The organism is Paenibacillus silviterrae (genome assembly GCF_030167925.1).
GTDB lineage: Bacteria > Bacillota > Bacilli > Paenibacillales > NBRC-103111 > Paenibacillus_G > Paenibacillus_G silviterrae.
Genome location: NZ_JASKUT010000001.1, coordinates 2,089,954 through 2,115,922 on the forward strand (window position 1 = coordinate 2,089,954; position 25,969 = coordinate 2,115,922).

At 54.3% G+C, this 25,969-nt stretch carries 23 protein-coding genes; 7 read left to right on the forward strand and 16 right to left on the reverse strand.

Annotated elements, in window-relative coordinates; translation table 11 throughout:
• Positions 1–32 precede the first annotated feature (32 nt).
• Positions 33–1,532: a tagaturonate epimerase family protein gene (locus QMO62_RS09320; protein ID WP_284640554.1), complete on the reverse strand. Its 1,500-nt coding sequence runs from the start codon at positions 1,530–1,532 to the stop codon at positions 33–35.
• 201 nt (positions 1,533–1,733) lie between these two features.
• Between QMO62_RS09320 and QMO62_RS09325 the strand changes: the two genes are divergently transcribed.
• Positions 1,734–2,582, forward strand: coding sequence for a helix-turn-helix domain-containing protein (locus QMO62_RS09325; RefSeq protein ID WP_284640556.1), 849 nt, complete (start codon positions 1,734–1,736; stop codon positions 2,580–2,582).
• Positions 2,583–2,635: 53 nt separating this feature from the next.
• Complete coding sequence (locus QMO62_RS09330) at positions 2,636–3,646, forward strand: MraY family glycosyltransferase (RefSeq protein ID WP_284640558.1); 1,011 nt, start codon at positions 2,636–2,638, stop codon at positions 3,644–3,646.
• Positions 3,647–3,709: 63 nt separating this feature from the next.
• Here the strand turns inward: QMO62_RS09330 and QMO62_RS09335 are convergent, their stop codons facing one another.
• The 4 genes from QMO62_RS09335 to ndk form a co-directional block, all read right to left on the reverse strand.
• Positions 3,710–4,783, reverse strand: a complete 1,074-nt coding sequence (locus QMO62_RS09335) for an AbrB family transcriptional regulator (protein WP_284640559.1) — start codon at positions 4,781–4,783, stop codon at positions 3,710–3,712.
• Between the two features lie 78 nt (positions 4,784–4,861).
• Positions 4,862–5,977 carry an aminopeptidase gene (locus QMO62_RS09340; RefSeq protein ID WP_284640561.1) on the reverse strand — a complete coding sequence of 372 codons (1,116 nt, stop codon included), beginning with the start codon at positions 5,975–5,977 and terminating at the stop codon, positions 4,862–4,864.
• Between the two features lie 144 nt (positions 5,978–6,121).
• A complete protein-coding gene (locus QMO62_RS09345; RefSeq protein ID WP_284640563.1) occupies positions 6,122–6,457 on the reverse strand; it encodes a hypothetical protein in 336 nt (111 codons plus the stop codon).
• 893 nt (positions 6,458–7,350) lie between these two features.
• Positions 7,351–7,815: a nucleoside-diphosphate kinase gene (ndk, locus tag QMO62_RS09350; protein ID WP_284640565.1), complete on the reverse strand. Its 465-nt coding sequence runs from the start codon at positions 7,813–7,815 to the stop codon at positions 7,351–7,353.
• A 178-nt stretch (positions 7,816–7,993) separates the two neighbouring features.
• Here ndk and QMO62_RS09355 point away from each other — a divergent pair, with 178 nt between their 5' ends.
• Positions 7,994–9,520, forward strand: coding sequence for an LTA synthase family protein (locus QMO62_RS09355; protein ID WP_284640567.1), 1,527 nt, complete (start codon positions 7,994–7,996; stop codon positions 9,518–9,520).
• Between the two features lie 136 nt (positions 9,521–9,656).
• Here QMO62_RS09355 and QMO62_RS09360 read toward each other — a convergent pair whose 3' ends face one another.
• The 9 genes from QMO62_RS09360 to QMO62_RS09400 form a co-directional block, all read right to left on the reverse strand.
• Complete coding sequence (locus tag QMO62_RS09360) at positions 9,657–11,429, reverse strand: ABC transporter ATP-binding protein (protein ID WP_284640569.1); 1,773 nt, start codon at positions 11,427–11,429, stop codon at positions 9,657–9,659.
• A complete protein-coding gene (locus QMO62_RS09365) occupies positions 11,426–13,183 on the reverse strand; it encodes an ABC transporter ATP-binding protein (RefSeq protein WP_284640571.1) in 1,758 nt (585 codons plus the stop codon). The genes QMO62_RS09360 and QMO62_RS09365 overlap by 4 nt, the downstream gene beginning before the upstream one ends.
• Positions 13,184–13,220: 37 nt before the next feature.
• Entirely contained in the window at positions 13,221–13,676 is a 456-nt protein-coding gene (locus QMO62_RS09370) for a GNAT family N-acetyltransferase (RefSeq protein ID WP_284640573.1), read from the reverse strand.
• Between the two features lie 147 nt (positions 13,677–13,823).
• The gene (locus tag QMO62_RS09375) at positions 13,824–14,387 is read right to left on the reverse strand and encodes an FAD-dependent oxidoreductase (protein ID WP_284640575.1); all 564 of its coding nucleotides are present in this window, start codon (positions 14,385–14,387) and stop codon (positions 13,824–13,826) included.
• A 119-nt stretch (positions 14,388–14,506) separates the two neighbouring features.
• Positions 14,507–15,196 carry a metal-dependent hydrolase gene (locus tag QMO62_RS09380; RefSeq protein WP_284640577.1) on the reverse strand — a complete coding sequence of 230 codons (690 nt, stop codon included), beginning with the start codon at positions 15,194–15,196 and terminating at the stop codon, positions 14,507–14,509.
• Between the two features lie 83 nt (positions 15,197–15,279).
• The gene (locus QMO62_RS09385; protein WP_284640580.1) at positions 15,280–16,407 is read right to left on the reverse strand and encodes an ATP-binding protein; all 1,128 of its coding nucleotides are present in this window, start codon (positions 16,405–16,407) and stop codon (positions 15,280–15,282) included.
• Positions 16,407–18,227 carry a PAS domain S-box protein gene (locus QMO62_RS09390; protein ID WP_284640582.1) on the reverse strand — a complete coding sequence of 607 codons (1,821 nt, stop codon included), beginning with the start codon at positions 18,225–18,227 and terminating at the stop codon, positions 16,407–16,409. The genes QMO62_RS09385 and QMO62_RS09390 overlap by 1 nt, the downstream gene beginning before the upstream one ends.
• A gap of 174 nt (positions 18,228–18,401) precedes the next feature.
• A complete protein-coding gene (locus QMO62_RS09395; RefSeq protein ID WP_284640584.1) occupies positions 18,402–19,361 on the reverse strand; it encodes an ROK family protein in 960 nt (319 codons plus the stop codon).
• A gap of 16 nt (positions 19,362–19,377) precedes the next feature.
• Positions 19,378–20,184 (reverse strand): DeoR/GlpR family DNA-binding transcription regulator, encoded by an 807-nt coding sequence (locus tag QMO62_RS09400; protein ID WP_284640587.1) that lies wholly within the window; start codon positions 20,182–20,184, stop codon positions 19,378–19,380.
• Positions 20,185–20,347: 163 nt separating this feature from the next.
• Here QMO62_RS09400 and nagB point away from each other — a divergent pair, with 163 nt between their 5' ends.
• Both nagB and nagA read left to right on the forward strand, forming a co-directional pair.
• The gene (nagB, locus tag QMO62_RS09405) at positions 20,348–21,103 is read left to right on the forward strand and encodes a glucosamine-6-phosphate deaminase (protein WP_284640588.1); all 756 of its coding nucleotides are present in this window, start codon (positions 20,348–20,350) and stop codon (positions 21,101–21,103) included.
• The gene (nagA, locus tag QMO62_RS09410) at positions 21,075–22,241 is read left to right on the forward strand and encodes an N-acetylglucosamine-6-phosphate deacetylase (RefSeq protein ID WP_284640590.1); all 1,167 of its coding nucleotides are present in this window, start codon (positions 21,075–21,077) and stop codon (positions 22,239–22,241) included. The genes nagB and nagA overlap by 29 nt, the downstream gene beginning before the upstream one ends.
• A gap of 93 nt (positions 22,242–22,334) precedes the next feature.
• Here nagA and QMO62_RS09415 read toward each other — a convergent pair whose 3' ends face one another.
• A complete protein-coding gene (locus QMO62_RS09415) occupies positions 22,335–22,763 on the reverse strand; it encodes a GNAT family N-acetyltransferase (RefSeq protein WP_284640592.1) in 429 nt (142 codons plus the stop codon).
• Between the two features lie 179 nt (positions 22,764–22,942).
• Between QMO62_RS09415 and QMO62_RS09420 the strand changes: the two genes are divergently transcribed.
• Entirely contained in the window at positions 22,943–23,464 is a 522-nt protein-coding gene (locus QMO62_RS09420) for an HAD family hydrolase (protein WP_284640595.1), read from the forward strand.
• 10 nt (positions 23,465–23,474) lie between these two features.
• Here QMO62_RS09420 and QMO62_RS09425 read toward each other — a convergent pair whose 3' ends face one another.
• Entirely contained in the window at positions 23,475–25,430 is a 1,956-nt protein-coding gene (locus QMO62_RS09425; protein ID WP_284640596.1) for a dihydroorotate dehydrogenase, read from the reverse strand.
• 98 nt (positions 25,431–25,528) lie between these two features.
• Between QMO62_RS09425 and QMO62_RS09430 the strand changes: the two genes are divergently transcribed.
• Positions 25,529–25,954 (forward strand): hypothetical protein, encoded by a 426-nt coding sequence (locus QMO62_RS09430; protein WP_284640598.1) that lies wholly within the window; start codon positions 25,529–25,531, stop codon positions 25,952–25,954.
• Positions 25,955–25,969: the final 15 nt, after the last annotated feature.

Sequence of the window (25,969 nt, forward strand, 5' to 3'; positions counted from 1 at the left end):
CTCACCTCTAATTTGGAGTAGTGACGCTGGTCTTACTTACCGAGCAAATCCAAGTGCTTGCCGATGTGGGCTTTGAGAGAATCCGCATAAGCCTCTTCCTGCTCGCTCAGCGTGCGGAAGAACTCATCCTTAAACAGCGAGTTGCCTTGCGCATCCTTCGCTTGCAGCAGAATGCCGTACGTAATGTGGATTACCTGGCGCGCGTTGTCTTCGTTCATGTACACATCCGCCAGATCCGCATCGGACACTTTATCCAGCGGTGCGATCTTGCTGAGATCCGTTGTTACATGATAGTAAGCAGTAGCTTCTTCAAAATGCTCCAGCGCATACTGATGCATGCGGCGGTATAAGGAAGGATTTACTTTGGCTACCGTACGAACAGCTTCGAGCCAGTTGGTTCCGGCCGTTTTCACGTGGAAGCGGCCTTTGGTGTATTTGCCGATAATCGGGAACACGCTGAACTTGTCGCTTCCGGAGTGGATGCTCAGCTTGTAGCCGAAGTCGTCGGCGATACCGGCATGAATGATAAGCTCCTTCTCGAACTGCTCGATGTCGCCCATGTAGTCGATACCCTTCTGGAACTCGCCGATGAAGCGCGGCGCCATGCTGTAGATCGTCAGACCGCGGCTGTACAGCTCCTTTGCAACGAAGAAGTGGGATTCCGGCGCAGTAGGCGTAGCTGTTTCGTCGATGGAAATTTCAAAGTCCACTTCGCGGGAAGCGTTCTTGATATAAGTAACGTAAATGTGCTCCATGAAGTCGACCGCGGCGCCGTAGATCAGCACGTTCTTGATCAGCGTTTCGCGATCGAACGTGATGGAAGTTCCGGCTACCTCGAACGTTTGGTTCAAGTAACGAGATTCATAGTGATTACGTACGGATTCGGGAAGCTGTGCATATTTTGCTGCTTGTGCCGCTGCATCCGTGCCTTCTACCGTGTTGTCGATTTTCTCGGAGCAGTCGAGCGTCAGCATAGTGAAGCCAAGGCCCAGCGCCATCTCGATGTCCGCTTCCACCTTCAAGTGGTCGCCGTCGGCACCGAAGCCGTCCTTGTAGCCTTCTTGGAATGCTGCGAAGCAAGCGGCATCTACGACTTGCTTGTAGTCTCGTCCTGTGAGGTTCAGCTCACGGATGCTTTGCTGTGCCAGAATCGGACGCACGTTACGGCCGCGTACGGTTTGGATGTGGCCTGGAGAAGCAATGCCCAGACGGTCGCCGAGACCGATGGTAGCAATTTGCGTACCGAAAGCACGCGGAACGGTGTAATCGAAGTACTTGTTCAGTACCAGACGGTTAGCATGGGACAGCGGAGCTGCCTTGTAGCCGCCTTCCACCTCGCCCTCGAGCTCATCGAACAGCGGGCCTTCGCCTACGGCGATCAAATATTTGCCGTGCTGCTCCTTATCCTTCACCATAACGAGCGAGGTGCCGTTAGCGCTGGAGACGGACAATGGATATACCTTCACTTGTGCGTTGTCTTGTGGTGTTTGGCCTTGCTGGATCGCTTCCGCGACGAATTGGAACTTACCCATGATCGGGGTCCTCCTTTAATGTTACGGTGTCCTTGGTTTGTAGGACATACCGGTATTCTCTCATCTCGATTTTAATGCAAAATAAGATGATAATCTTCGCTATTTTTGCTTAAAAAATAAGAATGTATGCATTTCTTGCGTTGACTTGATAGTGATTTTTGATACAATGAGAGCAAAGTCTACACAGGAGGTGCCTGAACAATGAATGAACCGATGCCGCTTACCTATGGCGCCGAGGAAGGCGACTTTTACTTTCAGCACGTGAAGCGTACCGAGCCGTTCGAGCGGACGAATCATTTTCACGGAACCTACGAAATCTTCTACCTCATGGCCGGTCAGCGGGCATACTTCATTAAGGACCGCTCCTACCTTATTTCGCCCGGCGATCTGGTGTTTATAAATAAGCATGATGTGCATAAAACCTCCGATGTCGGACCCTCCGGCTACGAGCGGATCGTCATCAACTTCAGCGATAAGTTTATCGGAGCGGATCATCCTTTGTTCCATCCGGCTTTATTCGCCGTATTTCAGCAGCCAACAAATGTATTCAGCCTCAAGCTGCCGGATCAGCTGTTCGTGCAGACCATTATGAACAAGATGACGAAGGAGCTGAAGGAGCGCGCCTCGGGCTACGAAACGTATGTCAAGCTGCTGCTCGCCGAGCTGCTGCTGTTCTCCAGCCGTTATGCCGAGCGTCAGGAGGCCGTCTCCTTCGAGCATGCCAGCCCGATGCATAAGAAAATATCGGAAATCGTCCGTTACATTAATGAGCATTACAGCGAACCGATGACCTTGTCGGCGATGTCGGAGCGCTTTTTTATGAGCCCTTATTATTTAAGCCGCGCCTTTAAAGATGTGACTGGCTTTACCTTCATCGAATATGTCAACACGACCCGAATCAAGGAAGCGCAGCGGCTGCTGAAGGAGACGAATCTCAAAATCATCCGCATTGCCGAGGCGGTCGGCTTTGAGAATATCGCCCACTTCGGCCGAATGTTCAAAAAGCTGACGAAGCAGACCCCGATCCACTTTCGCAAGCATTCCCGATAATCAGTCATTTATCAGCATTCTATCATGATCTCATGTATGGCGGCCGTGCTATAATGATCCTACCTGTGGTTTTATTTTCCTGGGAGGGATGCATTATCAGTTACTTGGCCGCATTTTTGTTATCCTTTACCATCGTCCTCCTCTTCATTCCCCCGCTTCGCAGGCTGGCCTTTCGCATCGACTTTGTGGACAAGCCCAAGCCGGGGGTTGAGCGCAAAATTCACCGGGAGCCCATCCCGCTTACGGCGAGCATCGCCATTTTTATCGGGTTCGTCGTGAGCTTCGTTATCTTCGTGCAAGAAGAAAGCTGGCTGAGAACAGGGGCTGTCTTAGGCGGCGGCTTACTGGTGCTCGGAATCGGCATGGTGGACGATTGGTTCAAAACTCATGGCAAGGAATTCCCGGCGCTGCCGAAAATGCTCGTGCAGATGACGGCTGCCGTACTTGTGTACCAATCGGGCATTGTTTTCTACGGCTTCTCGAACCCGCTGACGGGGACCGATGTCCTTCTACCCGCCTGGCTGCAGTTTGTTTTGACGGTGCTGTGGATTTTCGGAGTGACTACCGTCATCAACTTTACCGACGGCATGGACGGACTGGCCGGAGGCATCTCGGCTATCTCGGCCATAACGCTCTTCGTCGTTGCTCTGGCCAAGGGTCAATCGGAATCGGCGATGATTGCGATCATTCTTGTTGGCGCCGCTATAGCCTATCTTAAGTACAACAAGCCTCCGGCTAAGGTCTTCATGGGCGATGCCGGCGCGACCTTCCTTGGATTTATGCTGGGCGTCGTCGCCTTGGACGGCGCCTTCAAAGGGGCGACGGTGCTCTCGGTGTTCATCCCGATTCTGGCGCTGGGCGTACCGATTTTTGACAATGTCTTTGTCGTTGTAAAAAGACTGCTTGCCGGAAAGCCGATCTACCAGGCGGACGCCACCCAAGCGCATTATCGTCTGCTGCGAACCGGACTGAATCCAAAGCAGGTAGTACTGTTCCTTTGCCTGATCAATACATGCTTCGGTCTGACGTCCATCGTCCTGCTCTTGATTGACGGTAAGTCCTAGCAAAACAACAAGCCGTTCCATCCCTGATCATTGGGTTTGGAGCGGCTTGTTTCATGAGCAGGGCTACTCGTTCTCCGACCGGGTGCTTCTTGCGCGAAACGCCCACCTTAGCCCATAGGGAACAATAAATAAAATAAAAAGAATGCGAAACATTTGATACGCGACCACAAGGGAAACATCGGCGTGAACCGTCGTTGCCGTAACCCCCATCTCCGTCATCCCGCCGGGGGATGTGCCCAGGAAGGCAGTAGCCACACTCATCTGCTGCATGCTGCTGAACCAGAAGCTCAGCGCCAGCGAGAAACCGACAATGAACAGTCCGCTGATGACCGAAAGCGGCAGCAGCCTGCGCCAGCCCGCAAGCGACGTTAGCTTGATACCGAGGCCCAGGTACACGCCGAGGCACCACTGTGCGGCAAGAATCATCGGGCTTGGCAGATGAGGCGGCGGAAACCCGGATACCGTAAGCAGCGCGGCTGCAGCCAGCGGTCCTAGGAACCATGGCGTCGGCAGCTTCAGTCGAACCGATAGCAAGGCAGCCGCCAGGACGAAGCCCGCGAGCAGCACCCAGGTGTAGGGCTCGCCGAAGATCGATGAAACCCCGCTTGCCGATGCGGGCGAAGAAGTGCTGAGATCGTCTGGACCGTTTGTCAGGGAATGCACCGCCAAGAAAGGAACGACGAAGATGACCGTAAGCAGCCGGATCGTCTGCAGAAAAGCTACCACCGTCTGATCCGCCCCTTGCACTTCCTCCGCCAAAACCACCATCTGGGACAATCCGCCGGGGATCGAGCCGATGACGCTTGAAGCGGCATCAATTCCTGTAAAACGAGTCAGCAATCCAGCCATCAGGAGGCTGAAGCCGACCGTCAGCACGGTTGCGAGAAGCATCCAAGGCAGCTGCGTCACGATCTGACGGGCGCTATCGGCCGTGAAGGCAAGTCCCATTGCATAACCGAGCAGCACCAGTCCGACGTTACGAAGCCATAGCGGGAAGCTGAGCTGGCGGCGGGTGAAGCCGGTCCAGAGAAGCACTCCGGCAAGCGGTCCGAGCATCCAGCTTAGCGGTACACGAAGCCAAGTAAAGAGCAGCCCAAAGACGACTGTAATGAGAACCGTTTCCAAAAAACGCAGCATCACTGCTCCCTCCCCTTTCGCATAAGCAGGCAAAGCAACCCCTTCCGGCCCAAATGCCGAAAGGGGTTCTCCTGCTGATTAGATTAAGTTTTCCGGGTTCAGCTTCTCCAGCTCCGGCACTACGAAGCGTCCGTCCTTACGGATCAGACGGTCGTCAAAGTAAATTTCTCCGCCGCCGTACTCCGGGCGCTGGATCAGCACCATATCCCAATGGACGGAGGAACGGTTCCCGTTATCCGCCTCTTCATAGGCATTACCCGGCGTGAAATGGATGCTGCCGTCAATCTTCTCATCGAACAAGATATCCTTCATCGGCTTCTTGATATACGGATTGACGCCGATCGCGAATTCGCCGATATACCGCGCTCCCTCGTCCGTATCCAATATTTCGTTCAGCCGCTGCGTGTCGCTTCCCGTAGCTTCTACGATTTTCCCATTCTCGAAGCGAAGCATAATATTCTCGAAGGAAGTCCCTGCATAAATCGTCGGGGCGTTATATGTAATGACTCCGTTGACCGATTCCTTCAGCGGTGCCGTAAACACCTCGCCGTCCGGAATATTCAGCTTGCCTGCGCATTTGATGGCAGGAATATCCTTGATCGAGAAGCTGAGGTCGGTTCCGGGTCCCACCAGACGAACCTTGTCCGTACGATTCATCAGCTCTACGAGGCTTTCCATGGCCTCGGACATTTTGCTGTAATCCAGGTTGCATACTTGAAAGTAAAAGTCCTCGAACGCCTCGGTGCTCGTATTGGCCTGCTGAGCCATGGAAGGGCTCGGATAACGCATGATCACCCATTTGGTGTGGTTGACGCGCTGATCCGTAACCGGCCGCTGATACAGCTTGGTGAACAGCTGCATTTTGTCGGAAGGAACGTCCGATGTCTCGGTAATGTTGTCGCCGCTGCGCACGCCAAGGTAGGCGTCCATTTGCTTCATGCGGTGAAGCTCAAGCTCCGCCATACGACGGTACAGCTCCTCCGAGCCACCCAGCATAATACTGCGGGTTACGGCAGGATCACGATATTCTACGATAGGATAGCCGCCTGCGGCGTAAACCTCTTCTATTAAACACTTGGTCAATTCATAATCGCGAAGTCCGATCATTTCAAGCAAAATCGTTTCTCCAGGCTGCAGATCAACCGAATACCGGATCAGGTTGCGGGCAAATGTTTTAAGTCTTGGATCTCGCATGGGATATGATCCCTCCTTCAAGGTTTCATTACAAATTCTACTCTTCACTGTACCCAATTTTCACAAAAACTTCAAATGAAATGCGAAGAAAGGACCTGCCCCCTGTAAAGATCAGGAAGCAAGCCCTCTCGATTAGAACCTGTCTTAGCAGCTGCGATTCGAGCTGCGAACGAAGGTTACGCCTACGCGAAGTACGGCGAATTCGACGCCGTTACGGCAGAAGAAAATCCGAACGGTTCTCCCGGATGTGAAGCGAATGCGGACAGGGAAACGGCTGACAAGTGCCAGGATGCGGCGAATGCCGAGCACATCTCCAGTCAAAATCGCTACCAGCAGGAGGCGAAGAAGTCCAAGACGGCGAAGCTTTCTCACCACCCTGCGAAGATAGGCGACATCTCCGCGACCGGAGAAGGTTAAGCAAACACGGCGGCGTGAACGAAGGGGACGTAAGCAAATACGGGCAATGCGAGTAAAGTCCACATGTATCACCTCCTCGACTCAAGATAATTCATGATATGAAGGAGGAAGGGAGGTGGATTGTACGGATGGACAGCGGCAGATGCACATTTCCACGTGAAGAGGAGGTTGCAGAGCACGAAGATTTCTGCGAATATACAACATGCCAACACCGTTTGACTCGTTTCAAGCAGTTGTGCTTCTCAAAAAGATGCCTATTGTCACAAATCCCGTTATGAGCCTCATTTAGGATCGTTGATTTCTGCAGTATAAGTCAATTACATAATTAGAAAACCCTTGTGGAATAAGGTTATTCGGCATACAAAAGCAGGAGTACCTCCCCACATTCTCGAAGCTAAGGTTACCAAATGTCATGGGCAACACGAAGGCGCAAAAAAACGGGCTTTTGTCGATCTCGAACTAATTGTACAACTCGAAATCGGTTACCTGTGGCAGATAGATGGCGTTACAGGGCGTCTGGCGCTTAACACGGCCCGGTAATGCTCTCTGTAACGTTATGAAATCATCTTACTGTACCAAAAATGTGTTGATCTGCCACTGTAAGATGAAAAAATCGCGTTACAATGCGTATGGTGCTTAACACGGCCCGGTAACGCTCCTTGTAACGTTATGAAATCATCTTACTGTACCAAAAATGTGTTCATCTGCCACCGTAAAATGAAAAAATCGCGTTACAGGCGTCTAGCGCTTATATCGGGTCGGTAATGCTCCTTGTAACGTTATGAAAATCATCTTAATGGGCAGAAGTCGCAAGCAGATTTGCGCTGCCAAAGCTCAATTGGTGCGATTGAAGTCAATATTATTATGAAATTGTCTTGTGTAACAGCATTGCACCCCACACACATTGCTTCAAACCATCACCAGTGGGCGCACATAACCATATAAAAAAAGGCCTCCTATTGAAGAGGAAGGCCTGTTTCACTGATACCATGTTCTGTAGGTATAGGCTGATTATATGCTGCTTCAGGGAAGAAATTCGCAATTTCCCGTTCGGCGCTTTCTCTGGAATCCGAGCCGTGAATCACATTGGAGCCCACCTCTACGGCAAAGTCTCCCCGGATGGTTCCCGGAGCGGCGTCAAGCGGATTCGTCTTCCCCATCATTGCTCGGGACAGCTGGATAACATTAGTCCCCTGCCATACCATCGCGAACACAGGAGCCGACGTAATAAACTGCACCAGCTCACCGAAAAACGGCTTCTCGCGATGCTCCGCATAATGGGCTTCCGCTTGCTCTCTTGTTACATGCATCAGCTTGGCCCCCAGCAGCTCGAAGCCCTTCTCTTCAAATCGCTGTACAAGCTTGCCGACCAGCTTTCGTTGCACTCCGTCCGGCTTGATCATCAGGAAGGTTCTTTCCACAGTTCAACACTCCTTATTGTAGTAGGGTTCGTTGCCGTCTCCTCATTTTATCCAAGAATAACCTGCCTCAAACCGGCCTGCCGAGGAATTCCCACCTCCGACCGGACATGATATAATGTCACTCATGAAAGTTCATTTCCTATGAAGCGGGTGGCCGTGGATGCCCTTTTATTTACGCTTGCTGACAATCATCACCTGTGCTGTTGCACTGCTCACCTTAGAATCCTCCTCCATTTTGAACAAAGCGGCCAAATCGCCGACCGCAGCACCGACCAGCTTCGATACGACCGTAGTCCCGACGGGACCGCTGTCTAAGGAGCCGACGATCATCATCGTACTAAGCGAAACCTTTTGGGACATGACCCGGCTGCCGAACGTGAAATTTTCCCGGGATCCGATCCCAACCTTTCGCCGGCTGGCGGAGCTATACCCGAGCGGAACGATGCTTTCCCCCATGTTCGGCGGCGGAACGGCAAATGTGGAGCTGGAGGTGCTGACAGGCAAATCGTACCGGTTCTTCGAGGATGGCTCGAATCCTTATGAAACCGTCATCAAGCAGCCTACAGGCTCGCTTGCACATATTTTGGCCGGTCAGGGATATTCCACCGCCGCCATTAGTTCTTACCATCATTGGCATCTGGGGAGCTCCGAGGTGTACAAGCATCTAGGCTTCCAGCGGTTCATCAGCTATGACTACTTCAACCCCGACGAATTCGTAGGCCCGTATATCGGAGATCACGCAGTAGCCAAACGGATTATCGAGCAAACCCGGCAGACCGAGGGGCCCGATTTTATTTTTGCTAACACAATGGAGAACCACTATCATTACTTTGAAGGCAAGTTTGACAAAAACACGATCGACGTGAAAGGCAGCCTGGGACGTGAGGCCCGAGGAGTGCTGGAGACGTATGCGCAAGGCAGCTCCGGTGCGGATCACATGCTGCAGGAGCTTGTCGATTATTTCAACCGGTCCGGCGAGCCGGTGGTGCTGGTGTGGTTCGGCGATCATCTGCCGTACTTCGATAAGGACTATTTCATCTATCGTGACACGCACTATATCAGCGGGGAGAACGATCCTGATTTTCTGGAAAAAATGCACCGCGTTCCATTGCTCGTATGGAGTAACGCGGTTACGCTTCCGACAGAGACACTGAATATGAGTCCCTCCTTCCTCGGACCTTACGTCCTGAAGGCAGCGGGCCGGCAAGGAAATGCCTTTACCGATTATTTGGAACAGCTATCCAAGCGGATGCCGATTGTGCCCCCGGAGAGCCACTATGCCGAATATAGCGTGGATCGGAGCTTGGTGGAGGAATATCGGATGCTGCAGGAAGCGGGGCTTCAAGCGGAGATCGGCGGAGCCGCCGGTTTGATTGATCCGCCAGGGTATCAGCACGGCTATGAGCAGGCCATTGACTCCGTATCGCCAAATTCGGTGATGCTGGGTGAATCGTTCCGCACGGAGCATGGCCGTTCGGTTATGGTGGTAAGAGGCCATCGCTTCGGCATAGGCAGCACGCTGTTCATGGACGGCAAGAAGCTTACAACGAAGTGGCATGACGAGGGGACTCTAAGCGCCGAAGTGCCGAAGGACATTCTGACTCGCGCAGGGCTGCATTCCGTACAGGTGAAGGTAATCGATTCGAAGGAGCAGGTGATTGCAGAATCGGATACGGCTCCGTTTCTGGTGAATGCATTGCGATAAGGTGCGGCTATCCGGCTGCTTATAACGACGAAATCCCGAGCATTCGGTCCTTCAAAGACGAATGCTCGGGATTTTTGTCAATCTGTGCGCTTGCCCGGGAAATGCGGTTAGCACCTGAAATCAAATCCAAAGGGCGTCACCCTTCTTCCCGGTGCCAAAGCCGCTGCAGCTCCTCGTTCTCTTTGAGCAGCTCCTGCAGCGTGCCTATGCCGTTCACTTGGCCGTCCTTCAGCACCACAATCTGATCCGCACGCGCAAGTGCGGCCTTCCGGTGGGAAATGACAAGGCAAGCCGCTCCTTGGCGCTGCTCATCCAGACGCTCCCACAGCTTGCGCTCCGTATCCACATCGAGCGCACTGGATAGGTCGTCGAACACGAGCAGCTCCGCTTCGCGAACGAACATCCGCGCCGCTGCCGTTCGCTGCGCTTGGCCGCCGGACAGCTTCACCCCGCGCGGGCCGATGACCGTCTCCAGCCCGGAGGGAAGCCGCTCCAGGTCCGGCTCCAGCACCGCGGAGTGCAGCGCCCGCTCCAGCCTCGCTTCGTCAGCCGACAGTCCCAGCATAATGTTATTGCGCAGCGTATCGCTATAAAGCCTTGGCACCTGCGGAGTATAAGCGCTGTGCGGAGGAATGAAAAAGTCGCCCGGCGCCTCCACCTGCTTCCCGTTCCAATAAATGGCGCCCGACTGCATCGGCAGCAGGCCGAGAAGCGCGCGGACGAAGGTCGTTTTGCCGGAGCCGATTCGTCCGGTAACAACCGTGAAGGAGCCGCGCGGGAGACTCAGGCTAATTCCTTCGACGCCCCGGCCCGTATCGGGATAACGGTACGTCAGCCCCCGCACCTCCATCCGCTCCAGAGGATCGGAAGCCGCCATGCTTCCGGCATTCGCCGGTTCCTCCTGCTCCTTGCCGGCGCTGCGAAGATGAAGCGAATGATGCTCCGTCAGCCGGTGCGGATCGGCTCCCTGAAGCAGCCCCACCAGCCGGTCCTTGGCAACGCTGCTTTGCTTGTAATACGTAATGAATTTACCAAAATTTTGGATAAATTGAGTGACAAAGGTTAAATAATAGACGAACAGGGCAAAGTCCCCGACGGAGAACGTCCCGCTGCGCATTTCCGATGCGGCCAGCAGCAGAATGAATCCCGTTCCGAAATTGACCGTATTGGAAAACACGGAGTCGAGCGTCGAGGTCAGCAGCTTATCCTTCACTGTCGCCTCACGGCGCTGCTCGTTAAGCCGGCGGAACCGGCCGATTACCCGATCCTCCGCCCCGGCAACCTGTATCGACTGCACGGCGGAGAACATCTCGCTGATCGCTCCGGTCACCTGCGCAGTAGCCTCCCGGCTGGCAGCACGGTACTTCTGCAGTAAGGTTGTGGACAGCTGGGCGACGGTCACTACCATAACCAACGGAAGAAACACCCACAGCGTCATCTGGACATGGATTTGAATGAGAATGAAGAAGGACACGATGGCAAAGAACGTCATCCCGAACGCATCCACCGACCAGCTGATCGTCTCCTCCGCTTGATCGACATCATCGCGAAAGCTGCTGATTGCCTCCCCCGGAGAGCAAGGAATCGCGCGAGCTCCCGGCTCCTTCAACACATGCACGAGCAGATTGCGGCGCAGCAGGCCTCCGACGCGGAAACGAAACTGAACATCGGTAATAAACCCGAAAATGATCAGCATTACCCGCCCCAGCGCTGCTGCAAGCAGCAGCCCGATCAGAGCCCAGACCCCGAGCTCATAAGGAGATTGTCCCGATAAGGTATCGAAAAACTGTTTCGTCAGCAAACCGGGAACGATCGGCGCCAAATAGATTAGCGTCCATGCCAGTGCATTCAGCGTGTACATCCCCAGCCGGTATCGGGTCAAATTCCATAGAAACGACCAAGTACTCATACGAGCATCTCCTCCATCCCCGTTTCGAGCAGCCGGCTGTAAGCCGATGACGGATCCGCTGCAAGCGCCTTCCGGTCGCCGTATTCCGCAATCCGGCCGTTATCCAGCACCATAATGCGGTCTGCCCGCTCAATCGTGGCGAGCCGGTGAGCGATAATAATGCAGGTTCGGTCCTGCAGAAGCCGCCCTATGGCACGTTCGATCCTCTGCTCCGTTGCGGGATCGAGCCGGGACGAAGCCTCATCCAGAATGACGAGCCCCGGATCGGCCAGGAACACTCTCGCGAAGCTCAGCAGCTGGGCTTCCCCGGCCGACAGACCGCCGCCTCCGGATTCAAGCTGCGTATCCAAGCCGTTTGGCAAAGAACGGTACCAAGCGCCCATGCCAAGCTCCTCCAGAACAGCAATCACACGGGTGTCCTCCACCTTCTCATCAAAAAACGTAAGATTGTCGCGAATGGTCCCTTGGAAGATCTCAATCGATTGCGTTACCATGCCGACACGTTTGCGCAATTCATGAAGCTTTGCCTTCTTCACGTCCGTGCCCTCAAGCAGGATTGTTCCCTGCAGCGGATCATAGAAGCGAAGCAGCAGCCGTGCCGTTGTCGTTTTCCCGCTGCCCGTGCGGCCGAGCAAACCGAGCACCTTGCCCTTCTCCAAATGAAAATCCACCTCGTGCAAAATCGCACGGTTGTCCTCATATCCGAACGATACCTTGTCAAACGTAACCGACAAGGCTCCCGACGCAATAGGGGCACCGATCCCGTCCTGAACGGCGGACTGCGTCTGCAGGAGCTCCCTTACACGAGTAATGCTGGCATCGGCTTTTTGCAGATCCTCCATCTGTGTCCGAATCTTCTCGATCGGCTTCGCCATGAGCTCGGTATAATAAAACACCATATACACCGTTCCCAGTGTAATCGAGCCCTTGTTCCACAAGTAAGCGCATACCGCGAAAGCAACGGCATTCCCGATCGTAAATACGACAATGGTCGTAATCCACATCGCTGCCCAGCCCATGAAAGCCTTGACCCTCAGAGGCAGCCACTCTCGCAGCAGGGCATGAAACCTGCGGATCACATAACCTGTAGCCCCGTTCGCCCGGGTGTCCTCCGTTCCCTCCAAATGCTCGCCCAGAAACCCGAAAAACTTCGCGCTCATCTGCCGCAGCTGTCCCCAGTGAGGTACGGCAAACTTACGGATGTAGTTGATCGACAGAAGGGCAAACACGACGAAGGCCAGCATCCCCGTTCCGATCTGCCAGCCCTCGCGGAAAAGAAGCACAAGCATGCCGATCACGAGCACCAGATTGCTCAGCAGCGAGATAACAAAATTGGAGAAGAAATTCGCCAGGTTATTAATGTCGCCGTCCACTCGTTCAATGATCGCCCCCGAGGTATGCGATTTATGGAACGACATATCCAGCTTCAGGCAATGCGCGGCGACGTCGCCCCGAAGCTGGTTCGTGGCCACCCAGCCTACGTTCTCCCCTACATATGCGGCGGCAACCGACACCAGCTGCTGCACAAGCGTAGCGCCAAGAAACAGAAGGGCTGCATACCAAAGCGGTTCCATACTGCCTTGAGACTGGGCCGTATCGATAAAGTACCGAATGATCTGGGGGTGCACCAGCTGCAGCAGGATGCCGCTTAGCAGCAGCACCGACAGCCAAATGATGCTCTTCCTTTGGGACTGCAAGTACTGCTTCAATAACCGGCTGTACTCGCCGACCGGTATTTTGGAAAACCTCTTCATGGCTCTGGCTTCTCCCCCTAACTGATGAAGGCTCCTATTAGCCTATTGTTTTCTTCATACGTACATGCCAAATCCCCGCATCGAGGAAAGGCTCCGGGGATATCGTTTCATACCCTAGCTTCCGGTAAAAGGCCTCCGCTTGAATCTGTCCGTCCAATACGGCGGAAGTACAGCCACTGGCGGCGGCATCTTCCTCCAACGCCCGGAGCACCAGTCTTCCTACCCCCTGACCGCGATAATCCGGCAGAACGGCAATGCGCTGCAGCTTGGCAGCATTCCCTTCGAACGGCTTCCATCGGCCGGTAGCCACAGGAATCTCACCGTCTCGAAGTACAAAATGACGGCAAGCCTCCGGGGAAGCATCATATTCATCGATTTCCAAATCCCTTGGCACCTGCTGCTCTTCCACGAATACCTTAAACCGGATCGAAAAGCATTCCTCCAGCTGCTCTATCGTTTGAACAGGAATGATCTTTAATGTAGATTTCTTCATGCTGCGTTTCTTCCCCTCTCCTTAACGTAACCTATATGATGGCACGTGCGGCTTCTTTCCGTCAAGACCGAGAATCGTTATAACGATGAAATGCAAACGATCCGCCAGGCTATCGCCCTGCGGATCGAGAAATGCTGCTAATTCGATTTAAGACTTCAGCACGTCATGATCGACATACCGTTCGCCGTTCAGCTCACTGATGACGTTGATCGCTACCTTGGCGCCGTCGCCTGCGGTGATGATGGTATGCATGCTCACGCCCGCAATCGTACCGGCTGCCCAGATGCCTGGAATGTTCGTTTTGCCCTGTACATCCACATCGAACACGGTTTTGATTCGGGGCTCCGTGCCCTCTTTGGTCTTGATTCCCGTTTTATCCGCCAGATCCACGGACAAGCCGGTTGCCACGATCACATGGGCCGCCTCATACGCGCCTTGATCCGTTTCTACGGTAAAGCCCGCATCGGTTTTCGTAATATGGTTCACAGTAGCGGCAATCAAGTCCGCTCCGAATTTGGCTGCCTGCTTCTTCCCTATCTCCACAAGATCAGGTCCTGTGATCTCCATGACGCCATAATGATTCTCAACCCAAGCCCTTTTGGTGATGCTCTTATCATTGTCGATAACGAGCGTTTTCTTGCCTGCCTTGGCCGTAAACAGCGCTGCACTGGCTCCGGCCGGACCGGCACCTATAATCGCAACATCATACATGGAAGCGTCACACTCCTCAATATGTAATGATTACTTTATATATATAATAAACATATTAGTTTAAAAAGTCAATTTTAAAAAAGAGAGCCTCTTCGCCTTTGAAGACGGCCCTCCTGCATTTACAGCTTCAACGATTGTCCCGGCTGGAGCACCTTGCCCGCGATTCCCCGTTCGCTCAGGAGCTGAACGAAACGGTCCGGCTGCTGTGCAATCGGCGGAAACGTATCATAATGCATCGGTACCACGCATCTGGCCTGAAGCCACTCCGCCGCAACAGCGGCATCCTCCGGTCCCATGGTAAAGACGTCACCGATCGGGATAAACGCCACATCGATAGCATTGCGCTCGCCAATCAGCTTCATATCCGAGAACAGACTGGTATCTCCGGTGTGCAGGATCGTTTTCCCGTTCCAATGAATGAGAAAGCCTCCCGGCATCCCGGCATAAATGATCTTTTGCTCCTTTTCATCAATAATGCCGGAGCTGTGAAAGGCTTGTACCATCTGAATCTCTGCAAAACCGAGCGACAGCCGCCCTCCGATGTTGACGGCCCGGGTCTTCAGCCCTTGCCATCCCATGTAGGTGGAAAGCTCGAAGGTCGCAATGACATTGGCATCATTCGCTTTGGCGATCGGCACCGTGTCCAGAATGTGATCCGGGTGGCCGTGGGTCAGCAGGATGTACTCTGTCTTGATCTCCTCCGGCTTCGTGACGGCCAGAGAATTGCCCGAAATGAACGGATCAATCAGTAACGAATGCTCACCATCACTGATCTGAAAACAGGAATGTCCATGAAACAAAATGTTCAACGCTTCTCACTCCCTGTGGCAGAATCGGTATGATTATACAAATTGTACCAGATGAAAGTCAAACCTGGGGCCGCACCTTGTGTTTATTGTCTGCGAAGCGCAAGCACAAAGGTCGTCTCCTCCTCTGTAGAGGCATACGAAATTTCTCCGTTGTTCTGAGCCATAATTTTCTGGCATATGGTGAGACCGAGACCGGTCCCCGTTTCCTTGCCGGTTACAAAAGGGGCAAACAACCGGTCCCGGATGTGATCCGGAATTCGCGGTCCGTTGTTGCTGATCCCGATATAGGATGTGATCTCATCTTCCCAAAAGCGAATAACAATTCCCCTAGTGGGCTTGACGGACTCGAGCAGAGCATCAATGCTGTTGTTCAATATATTCGAAATGACTTGCTGCAGCGCCATTTTCTGCACATTCAGAAGAATACGGTCCTGCTCCAGCACCTTAAGCTCAATATTCTCATTGATGAGCCGCGGTTCGATCAGCGTCAGCACAGGGCGAAGCAGCTCCGCGGCAGACACGGTAATGAACGGCTCCTCGGAAGCGCGCTTCTGGGAGAAGCTTAGGAAGCCCGTAATCAGCATCTGAAAGCTGGCAAATTCATGCTCGATGACATCTAAATATTTGTTTACCTGCTTGTCCGTCTCGCTTGGCAGCTTGGCGCGTATCAGCTTCAGGAAGCCGCCGATGGAAGTAAGCGGATTGCGCAGCTCATGAGCCAGGCTTGCCGCCATTTTGCCCACCAGATTCAGACGGTCATGGTGCAGCTCCTGGATTTGCTGATCGCGGTCGGCTAATCCCTGCTGGGCAAAGTCCCAATAAATATCGCAGATGTGCCGCTGGATTTCATCGATCCGATTATTGAGCTCCATGAGGATTCGTCCGCTCCGCTCTATGCTAACGGCATCGTGACGGAGAATTTCGTCCATGGCACATTTGCGCCATATGTGGGAGCTGTGCAGCATGTGCACCAGCGGTGTCCCAATACCCGAATGATATTCGCACAAGCTTCTTAGGAACGAAACATCAGGATGCTCCTTTAAAGGAATGTGTGCGTCCGCCAGCAGCTCAAAGTAGAGGCCTCCGTTTTTTTCAAGCTGCTTTCTATCGTACACCCCCGGAAACTCAGCATCAACCGCATCAAGCCAGCGCCCGACAATATTTCGTTTCCCCTGCTCCAGCGCGTCTCTTATATATACTCTAGTTTCCATTAAACATCCCTCTGTTCTGTACAAGGAAGCATCACTGCCACTTCAGTGCCTGCATTCGGCTTGCTGCGGAAGCTAATGCTCCCTTTATGGGCTTCTATAATTTTGAAGCATACCATAAGTCCAAGACCGGTACCCTTCTCTTTGGTTGTATAGAACGGCTCACCCAGCGTTTTTAATCGTTCCTCCGACATCCCCTTCCCGTTATCCCGAATACAAATGACCGCATGCCCGGACTGATATCCGGCTTCGATTCTTAGGACGCCTCCGCCCGGCATCGCTTCGATGGCATTTTGAAATAAATGAAGCAGCATTTGCTTGATCTGGATCTCCGAGCATTCCATTACAGGCAGTGCCGGATGGGCGGTCCATTGAATGTCCACCTGGTTGACAATAGCCTCCGGCTTTATCGCTGCAACCGCATCGTCCAGAATGTCCGATAGCTTCTTACACTCCAGCTTGATGGCCTCCGGCTTCGCAATGACGAGAAACTCGCTTACGATAAAATGTATCCGATCCAGCTCGACCCTCATCAGCTCGAAAAATTGCGATTGGTTTCTTTCCTTCGATTGAATCAGCTTCAGAAAGCCCTTCAAGGATGTCAGGGGATTGCGGATTTCGTGAGCAAGTCCCGCTGCCAGCTGCCCGGCGACGGCCAATCGATCCGATTTGCGGAGAAGCTCTTCCGCGCGTTTACGATCCGTAATATCCACACAGGAGGCGATGACCTCAACAACACGTCCGTCCCTCATAATCGGCCGCAAGGAGGCAATATAAGTGATACCGTTCAGCGTCCCTTCATATTGCACCTTTTCTTCGCCTTCCCAGGCGCGGCGGTAGTACTGCTCCTTGATGTCGACCTGCTCGGGAGGGAGAATTCTGCTCAGGTCCTTACCTACGACGTCCTCTGAGCGCAGCCCCAGCCGATACATCAGCTCCCCGTCGCATAAGGTATGAATGAACTTGCCGTTCTTCTCGGTAAACTTAAAGGTCATTCCCTGCTGCTGGCGGACGACCTCCTGAAAGTCCTGCTGGATGTGGAGCAGCGCTTTTTCGGCTGCCTTGTCCGGGGTAATATCCCGGGCAATGAGATATAAGCCTTCCGACCGGCCGTCAATCAGAATAGGCACTTTTTTTATTCCCAGCTCTACGCGACGGCCGAGCTTATCCCGAACCGCCATTTCCATATTACTGGGATGTATCTCTTCTTCCTTATCTGCTGTAGGCAAATTCGGGCATGAATCGGGATTCATGAGCAGGCTCCGGAAGGACCTCCCCACCAGCTCCTTCTCGGAAAAGCCGGTGACTGCTTCCATCGAAGGATTCACCCCGGTAATGATACCCGCCCGGTCAAGGGAGCAAATGCCCGCGGGATTATAAGCGATGAGAGAGCGGTATTGCTGCTCCATTCGTTTGAGACTTGTAATGTCCTGCAGCTGGGCGAAAATGCACAGCACCTCACCGGTTTGATTTTGCACCGCAGAAGCGTTCAGCTGTACCCAGAGGATGCCCCCGGATTTATGGATATACCGTTTATCCAACCGGAACTGGGACAGCTCGCCTCTGCGCGTCCTTCCGACAAAATCTTCTCCTAGCGTTTGGTCCTCCTCATGCGTAATGCTTACGTCCTGTATGGAAAGGAGCTCTTGCTCGCTATACCCTACCATATCGCACCATGCACGATTTACTTTAATCCATCGGCCATCCAATGCAACAAGCGCCATACCGATTGCCGCATGGTCAAAAGCATTCTGGTATAGCTCTGTGTTCAGCTCCAACCCGATATCCCGTTTCATCGGCTTCCATAGCAACTCCGATCCCATGGTTTCAGACGTGTAATCCTTTCTTCAAGGAAGAAGGATTTTCCTGCTTCTCCAATGTCAATTCTAGCGGGATTTTATAAAAAAAATCCGGTTCTCCTCAGATGAAGCCCTACCTAAGGAATACGCTTCATAAAACGTACTCCCAAGTATGGCTCATCCGAGAGAACCGGATGGCTAAATGTTTCGTTTATGGTAAGCCAAGGCCGCACTGCCGATGACCCCGCCCGTATCAATCAGCTGCCCGGGCACAATTGTCAAACGCTCCAAGTAGCCGCGATACACCAGTCTGGAAAGCTCCTCTCTCATCGGTGCAAACAATCGGTCACCGGCTAAGGAAACGCCTCCTCCCAGTACAATCACATCGGGACTGATCATAGGGATCACGCAGGAAAGCCCTCGGGCCAGCACATGCGCGGTATGAGTAAGAACACGAACAGCCAGCGCGTCTCCTTGATCGTAGGCCTGGGATACCATGGCGGCCGTGATACGTCCGTGCTCCTGCCGAAGCTCGCTTAAGAGACTCGTCTCACCCGCATCCAGCGCCTCCTGAACTTGTCGCTCGATTCCGGTAGCTGAAGCCACCGTTTCGAGACAGCCGGTTAACCCGCAAACACAGGTTGTCGATTCGCCCGGCATCGGAATGTGGCCCATCTCACCCGCCATGAAGCCGCTGCCATAAAAGATAGCGTCCTTATCGATGACCGTCGCCGCAATTCCCGTACCGAGGGTAGCCGCTAGCATACATTCCGCTCCTTGTCCGGCTCCCTTCAGCTTCTCTCCATAGCCATACATTCTGACATCGTTATCAATGGTGACCGGGACTTGAAGCAGCGCCTGAAGCTTTTCCGCCAGCGGGACATGGTGCCAACCGAGGTTTCCTGCAAAGATTACGACACCCTTTACCGGATCGACCAAGCCCGGTGTGCCGATTCCGACGGCAAGCAGCTCCTCCCTGCCCGCATCGACGGACTGCAGTAAACGATCCACCAGCTGGGTTAACGAGTTGATCACATGCTCAAGACCTTTGTCCGCTTCCGTCGATATCTTTTTTTGCTGCAGCAGCTCCAGCTTTTCGTTCAAAATTCCGCCTACTATATTCGTTCCGCCAATATCAAAGCCGATGACATAATTCATTCGGGCCAAGCTCCCTTCAATCGTTGGATGTTGGTAATTGTCCTTGAGCTACATGAATCTGTACGCCGTACTTCATTAAATGCTCTTCATAATCCGCCTGCAGCGGCCGGTCGGTGACACATCCGTCCAGGTCGCTTAACGGACAAATATGAAACAAGGACGGCTTGCCGACCTTCGTATGGTCGAAAACGATGATCGTCTGCCGGCTTTTACGGATCAGTGTTCGGGCGGTAGCGGCCTCAAGCTCGGAGAACGTGCTGATGCCCTGCTCGGACAATCCGTCGACCCCGAGGAACAGCTTGCCGATGTTCAGGTGTTCGATCAGCTTCTCCGTTAAGGGCCCGCACAGCTCAAAGCTCTTATTGCGCATGACCCCGCCGGTAACGACTACCTGAATATGCTCGCTTTCGGCAAGCTCCATAGCGATATTGACGGCATTGGTCACTACCGTGAGCGCCTTCCGTTCCTTCAGGTTACGTGCGATTAAGTAGTTCGTCGTACCCCCGGAAAGCGCAATGATGTCGCCTTCCTCGATCAGCTCCATGGCCTTGGCGGCAATCGCTTCCTTCTCCGCCCACAGACGCCCTGAGCGTTCCCTGAAGGAGGTCTCCTTCACGACCGGAAAGCTCTCGAGAAGCGCGCCTCCGATAGTTCTTACAAGTCCGCTCTTCTTCTCCAGCAAATCCAAATCGCGCCTTGCCGTTGCTTCGGAGCAGCCGAAGTGTTGAATCATATCTTGTATGGTTATTCTTCCATGAAGCTTCAAATACGTCATGATTTGTTGACGGCGCTGATCGCCCTTCGATACGGGAGTATCGCTCATCTTGTTTCAGCCCCTTTTCATTGAACCGTTGGAAATGTACATTGACATCCAATTTTTGCGATCATATAATCAAGATAATGAAATTTTAAATCATAATTATGATTTTTTCAATCATAAATACAGGTGATTTTTAAGAAAACTATCATCAAGGAGGCAGGAGTCTATGCAAATTCACATTTGCCGCACTGCAGAGGAACTGAACGATACCGGCGCCTCGATTGTAGCCGATCTCGTTCGCAGCCATCCGCGTGCCGTTCTCGGTCTGGCGACAGGGGGAACCCCGGTAGGGATTTATGAGGAGCTGGTACGCCGTTTCGCCCAGGGTCAGCTTAGCTTTCGCGGCGTGACGACCTTTAATCTTGACGAATATGTCGGTCTCGCGGCGGATCATCCGCAAAGCTACCGATACTATATGGAGCAGCATTTATTCCGTCATATCGATGTTTCTCCGGACCGCATCCATATTCCTTCCGGCTCCGCTCCGGATCCGGAGCAGGAATGCGACCGATACGATGCCCTGCTGGAGGACGCCGGACGCATTGATTTGCAGCTGCTAGGTGTTGGCCATAACGGGCATATCGGCTTTAACGAGCCTGGCAGCGAGCTGGTCGGCAAGACTCATGTTGTCGAGCTGGCCGAGAATACGCGGAAGGCCAATGCGCGCTTCTTCTCAAGCGAAGCGGAGGTTCCGACGCACGCGCTGACGATGGGCGTCGGCGGTATTCTGCAGGCGAAGACGATTCTGCTTATCGCCAAAGGAGCCGATAAAGCGGAGATTGTGCACCGCTCCCTGTGCGGTCCGATCACTACGGATTGCCCGGCTTCCCTGCTGCAAACGCATGCGAATCTCGTAGTGCTGCTCGATTCCGAAGCGGGGAGGCTGATGCGCGATGTCGCAGGTACGCACACTCATTCATAATGGTGATATTGTCACACCGGAAGGCGTGATTTCCGGCGGCTGGCTGCTGCTGGAGAACGGGCTGATCCGGGAGATCGGAAGCTCATCCGATCCGCTGCCTGAAGGCGCCGGGGAGTCGGTGGATGCCGGCGGCGGCTGGGTGCTTCCCGGCTTCATCGACATCCATGTCCATGGCGGCTACGGCCACGACTTTATGGATGCCGGCCGTGAGGGTTTGGATGCCATCACCCGCTTCCATGCTTCCCACGGTACGACAACCATGCTCGCTACGACGGTCACGGCTTCGAAGGAAGCCATCGACGGCGTCCTTGAGCGCGTAGCCGACTACCGCAGCGGTGACATGCCTTATGCACAGCTTGCCGGCGTGCACCTCGAAGGCCCGTTCATCAGCGTGAAATGGCCCGGCGCTCAGAACCCGGCCTTCATCGTCCCGCCGCAGACGACCTGGCTGGACGATTGGACCTCCCGCTACCCCGGCCTGGTGCGGATGCAGACGCTGGCGCCCGAGACGGACGGGGCGCCGGATTATATCCGTGCGCTCGTGCAGCACGGCATTGTCGCCGCTTGCGGCCACACCGACGCGCTGTATGCGCAGGTGCAAGCGGCGGCGGACAGCGGGCTGAGCCACGCTGTCCATACGTTCAACGCGATGCGGGGACTGCACCATCGCGAGCCCGGTACCGTCGGTGCGGTGCTCACCGACGAGCGCATCACGGCGGAGGTTATCGCCGACGGGCATCACGTGCACGCCGCGGGCGTGCGGCTGCTGGCTCAAGCGAAGGGTGATCGCGGCCTCGTGCTGATCACCGACGCCATCTCCGCCGCCGGACTCGGGGACGGCGATTATTCGCTGGGCGGCCTCGACGTGGTCGTCCGCAGCGGAGTCGCCCGCCTGAAGCAGGGCGACAGTCTCGCCGGCAGCACGCTGACGATGGACGCCGCGCTTCGCTTCGCGGTGCGCGAGGCGGGCGTGTCCGTGCCGGCGGCGAGCCGCATGGCGAGCGGCAATCCCGCGCGCGTGCTCGGCCTAAGCGGCGTAACGGGCGAGCTCGCCGCCGGCAAGCAGGCCGACGCGGTGCTGCTCAGCCGCGAGCTGGAGCTTCAGCGCGTGTGGATCCGCGGCCGCGCACACGGGTAACACGCAAGAAGCCGCAGCGGCCTTTCGAGGCTGCTGCGGCTTCTTGGTGTTGCTGCACGCTTATCACTACTCACCGCTTATCGCCTTGCCTGCTCACTCCTCTTCTTCCGCATGCACCTCATAGGTGCATACAAACCGCTCCCCGCCCGGACCTTCATCTATGGCTATTACTTCAAAGCCCAGGTTCCGGTAAAAATCAACCGCATCCGCATAGGCTTCGCAAACCACCTTCTCCGGCTTTGTCAGCAGCATAAGCTCCAGCAGCAGTCCCCTGCCGTACCCCATGCCGCGGTACTCGGGCTGCACCGCCATATGCTTGATCCGCAGCTCGTCCCCCGTTTTACGGAAGCCGATGACACCGATGGTATCCTCTTCCTCCACGTAGCCGAAGAGGCCCAAGCTCTCATCCTCCCGATACTCCGCAGTTACCTGCTCCAGCTCTCCCGAGTCGGCCAGTACGGCATACTCCATTAGCTCCAGGACGCTTTCTTCCTGCATTCTTGATTTGATATCAAGCAACATAGAAACTCTCCTTCGTAGTCTATCTTTCTTATGTACACTCTTCTATCACCCTACCATCCGGCATGGCACAAAGCAAATCGGCCTTATACTGCTCAATATGAGTCTTGCTTTCTCAACCTATGCTATGTATATTAATTCATAATCATGTATATTAATGCAACTTATAAGGAGGAAGTCCTATGCCCCACACCATCAAAGCACTTCTATTCGATTGGGGGGACACCGTGATGGCGGACGATCCCGCCAAGCATGAACCTATGGTAACGTGGGAGGAGGTCCGTCTTGTACCCTACATCCACCCTGCGCTGCTCCAGCTCCATAAGGACTACACTCTCTGTATCGCCTCCAACGCCAGAGATTCCAACGCCGAGCTCATGTGTCAAGCTTTGGAGCGCGTCCATGTACGACATCTATTCCGTTACGCTTATACATCCAGCGAGCTGGGTGCGGCCAAGCCGGAGCCTCTGTTCTTCTCATCACTACTCGCCAAAATAGGCTTCAGCCCTGCCGAATGCATCATGATAGGCAACGATCTTCAGAAGGATATCGCAGGTGCCCGGGCTGCCGGAATCCGAACCATTTGGTATTGTCCGCCGGGCTCACTCGTCGCCACAGACGGCCTCCATCTTGCTGATGTGACCGTCAAGTCCATGAAGGAGCTGCCTTCTGCGGTTCGACTTCTTGCCTCCAAAGGAAGCTAATACGCCGCCGTCATCCTTTCTTTGCCATATACGGATACAGCAATATCAGCCCTGCTGCATAAAGTAAAACCGCGATCGCCGGCGGCAGCAAGTGCCAAACATCCATATAGCCGATCGCCCCATGGACGCCGAAGCCTGCCGCAAAGCCCGGAATACCGCCAAGCAAAAGCATCCACCACAGCCAGCGCCGGCCTTGGCTTATCCCCCACAGCGCCGCCGCCGTCAGAGCAATCCCGTCGGACAGAAGCGCTCCGCCAAAGCCTGCCCGGTCGTGAGCGATCAATGGAATTAAGCGCGGATTAACGGCATCCAGCATGCCCGGCGTCAGTTGTAAGTACATCAGGTCTTCCGGCACGAAAACGTTCGTGATCCCGATCAAGGAGATGGTCATCCCCCCTATCGACAATGCGAAGCCTAGCGCTACCAGCATCAGCTGTCCCCACTGGGCGCGGCGCCATAACGCATCGTTATGCAGATTCGGCTTCTCGCGGGGCGGACGCTCCGCGGGCCCTCGCATCGCCAGAATAAACATCGGGAGCAGCACCGCAGCGGCAAGCGCATGAAGCGGGTCCAAATAACCGTAGCCAAGAAATAAGAAAAAGCTGGAGAAGCCTACCGTCCCGGAGGCCATCAGTGCCGTCTTGGCCCAATGCTGCTGCTCGCGCAAACCGAACCTGCCAAGAAAAAAATATAAAATACCGATGGAAATCATCGTTCCGGCAAGCGTAATCCGGTCATGCGACATAAAGTGCAGCAGCCTCTCGCTCACCAGCCCGATCTCCTGCCTCGTCATACCTAAGAAGGCTTCATCGTAAGGGAGCAATATACTCGTTGCCGCAATCCACCAGGCCAGGATCCCGCCGATCACCATTCCTACCCCCAGCAAGCACATCCAGCCCCAGCTATGCCAGAAGGATAGTGGCTTGGCGGCAGCCTCTTCCTCGGACGCCATCACGCGTTGATACAAAATCGCTTCATTGATCCGCTTAGGCAAACCGGGACCTGAATAGATCAAGCCGCTATGCAGCTGAACGTAATCCGCCCCGTGGGATAACGCCTCCAATGCATCCTGAGGCTCGTGAATGCCGGCGCCCGTAATGATGATCGGCTCACTGCCGACCCATTGCCTAAGAGCTTCTAACTTCATCAGTCCCGGAACCTTTCCGTCCTTGCCTACGACGTCTCCCTCCGGTCCGTACAAGGTGTCCCCAATGACATATCCTGTCCAGCGATCATGCCTGACGCCGGCAGCTATCGGCACCAGCTTCTCCAATGACATGCCAAGCGGAACATAGAGAAGCATAGGCTTCCTATGGAGTAAGGCTCTGTCGGCCACTTCTTCGAGCAATGCCACCGTTTCGGCTATCGTCCAACGCTCGTCTATGGAGTCCAGGAAAAAACCGGAGGCATGAGGCGCTGTTATCTCCATCATCCGAACATACTCGCCGAGAGCCTCAGCCGGTGTACGATCCGGGCCGTGGCGCAAGCGAAGCATCAGGGGAACCGTGTGGCCTTGCTTTTGCCGAAGGCGCTCGCTGATCCGCTCGAGGCCGTCATTCCCATATCGGTCCTGATAAAGGATCGCCTCCGACTCCCTCTCCAGCCGTACGGTTCCCTTTCTTTCCAAGCCATCTACAGTGATCGGACCCACCTCAAAATATCCGAAGCCAAATGGCGACAGCGCCTTCTGGGCAATCCCTTGCGGATCCACTCCGCCGCTGAGTCCGATCGGGTAGCGCAGCGGCACCCCGAGGCGGCGGCTCTCCAGCAGAGGAGACAGCTCCATGTGGCCGAGCGTTCGAATGACGAAGGTTCCCCCCGGCAAGCGGCTCAGCGCCCCCATAGCTCCTAATGTGAAACCGCGCGCCACCCTTGCGGGCAAACGAAATAGCAGCGGCCGAAATAAGGTTTGATACGACCAGTCCGGCATCTGAATCCCACCTTTCCGTTTGGTTGCTTTTGTCATTTATCATACCTCATTCGCTTACTGGAAGGATATAGCTTTTCTTCCGGCTGTGGTATGATAAGTCACATCTACTTTTATCTGTTGGGGAGGAATCATGCATGATTACTATCATTGTGCCTAAAGGGGATTACGAGCTGGCGGACGAGCTTCAGCTCTTTAGCGAAGCCTGGGATTTGACCGTTCGACGCACCGCGGAAGGTTATCTCCTTCAGCCGGAATACCTGATGTCCATTCACGGCATTTCGGCTGAAGAACAGCCCGCAGAATGGCGTTTCACACGGGAGATCGATGCCACAACGTGGGAGGACTTCCTCCTGATGCATATTACGCACTACCTTGCAGGAAAACACGGATTGCTGCTGCAATACGAAACGGTTAAGGGAATCCGCTGGACGGAGCCGACTCCGCAGGAGTTCGCAACCTTCGATCTTTATGTCGGTCGTGTACTGCGAGGTCATGAAGGTCTTGTCAGGGATATGAAAAAAAACTGGATCTACGCTCATCGGACACGATACACTCACTAACACCTCTGGGCAGCT

What these genes read in the sequence shown, in the direction of transcription:
- QMO62_RS09320 (WP_284640554.1), bottom strand. Translation starts at nt 1,532, where the DNA reads ATGGGTAAGTTCCAATTCGTCGCGGAAGCGATCCAGCAAGGCCAAACA.
- QMO62_RS09325 (WP_284640556.1), top strand. Translation starts at nt 1,734, where the DNA reads ATGAATGAACCGATGCCGCTTACCTATGGCGCCGAGGAAGGCGACTTT.
- QMO62_RS09330 (WP_284640558.1), top strand. Translation starts at nt 2,636, where the DNA reads ATGATCCTACCTGTGGTTTTATTTTCCTGGGAGGGATGCATTATCAGT.
- QMO62_RS09335 (WP_284640559.1), bottom strand. Translation starts at nt 4,783, where the DNA reads ATGCTGCGTTTTTTGGAAACGGTTCTCATTACAGTCGTCTTTGGGCTG.
- QMO62_RS09340 (WP_284640561.1), bottom strand. Translation starts at nt 5,977, where the DNA reads ATGCGAGATCCAAGACTTAAAACATTTGCCCGCAACCTGATCCGGTAT.
- QMO62_RS09360 (WP_284640569.1), bottom strand. Translation starts at nt 11,429, where the DNA reads ATGAGTACTTGGTCGTTTCTATGGAATTTGACCCGATACCGGCTGGGG.
- QMO62_RS09365 (WP_284640571.1), bottom strand. Translation starts at nt 13,183, where the DNA reads ATGAAGAGGTTTTCCAAAATACCGGTCGGCGAGTACAGCCGGTTATTG.
- QMO62_RS09370 (WP_284640573.1), bottom strand. Translation starts at nt 13,676, where the DNA reads ATGAAGAAATCTACATTAAAGATCATTCCTGTTCAAACGATAGAGCAG.
- QMO62_RS09375 (WP_284640575.1), bottom strand. Translation starts at nt 14,387, where the DNA reads ATGTATGATGTTGCGATTATAGGTGCCGGTCCGGCCGGAGCCAGTGCA.
- QMO62_RS09385 (WP_284640580.1), bottom strand. Translation starts at nt 16,407, where the DNA reads ATGGAAACTAGAGTATATATAAGAGACGCGCTGGAGCAGGGGAAACGA.
- QMO62_RS09390 (WP_284640582.1), bottom strand. Translation starts at nt 18,227, where the DNA reads ATGGGATCGGAGTTGCTATGGAAGCCGATGAAACGGGATATCGGGTTG.
- QMO62_RS09395 (WP_284640584.1), bottom strand. Translation starts at nt 19,361, where the DNA reads ATGAATTATGTCATCGGCTTTGATATTGGCGGAACGAATATAGTAGGC.
- QMO62_RS09400 (WP_284640587.1), bottom strand. Translation starts at nt 20,184, where the DNA reads ATGAGCGATACTCCCGTATCGAAGGGCGATCAGCGCCGTCAACAAATC.
- nagB (WP_284640588.1), top strand. Translation starts at nt 20,348, where the DNA reads ATGCAAATTCACATTTGCCGCACTGCAGAGGAACTGAACGATACCGGC.
- nagA (WP_284640590.1), top strand. Translation starts at nt 21,075, where the DNA reads ATGTCGCAGGTACGCACACTCATTCATAATGGTGATATTGTCACACCG.
- QMO62_RS09415 (WP_284640592.1), bottom strand. Translation starts at nt 22,763, where the DNA reads ATGTTGCTTGATATCAAATCAAGAATGCAGGAAGAAAGCGTCCTGGAG.
- QMO62_RS09420 (WP_284640595.1), top strand. Translation starts at nt 22,943, where the DNA reads ATGCCCCACACCATCAAAGCACTTCTATTCGATTGGGGGGACACCGTG.
- QMO62_RS09425 (WP_284640596.1), bottom strand. Translation starts at nt 25,430, where the DNA reads ATGACAAAAGCAACCAAACGGAAAGGTGGGATTCAGATGCCGGACTGG.
- QMO62_RS09430 (WP_284640598.1), top strand. Translation starts at nt 25,529, where the DNA reads ATGATTACTATCATTGTGCCTAAAGGGGATTACGAGCTGGCGGACGAG.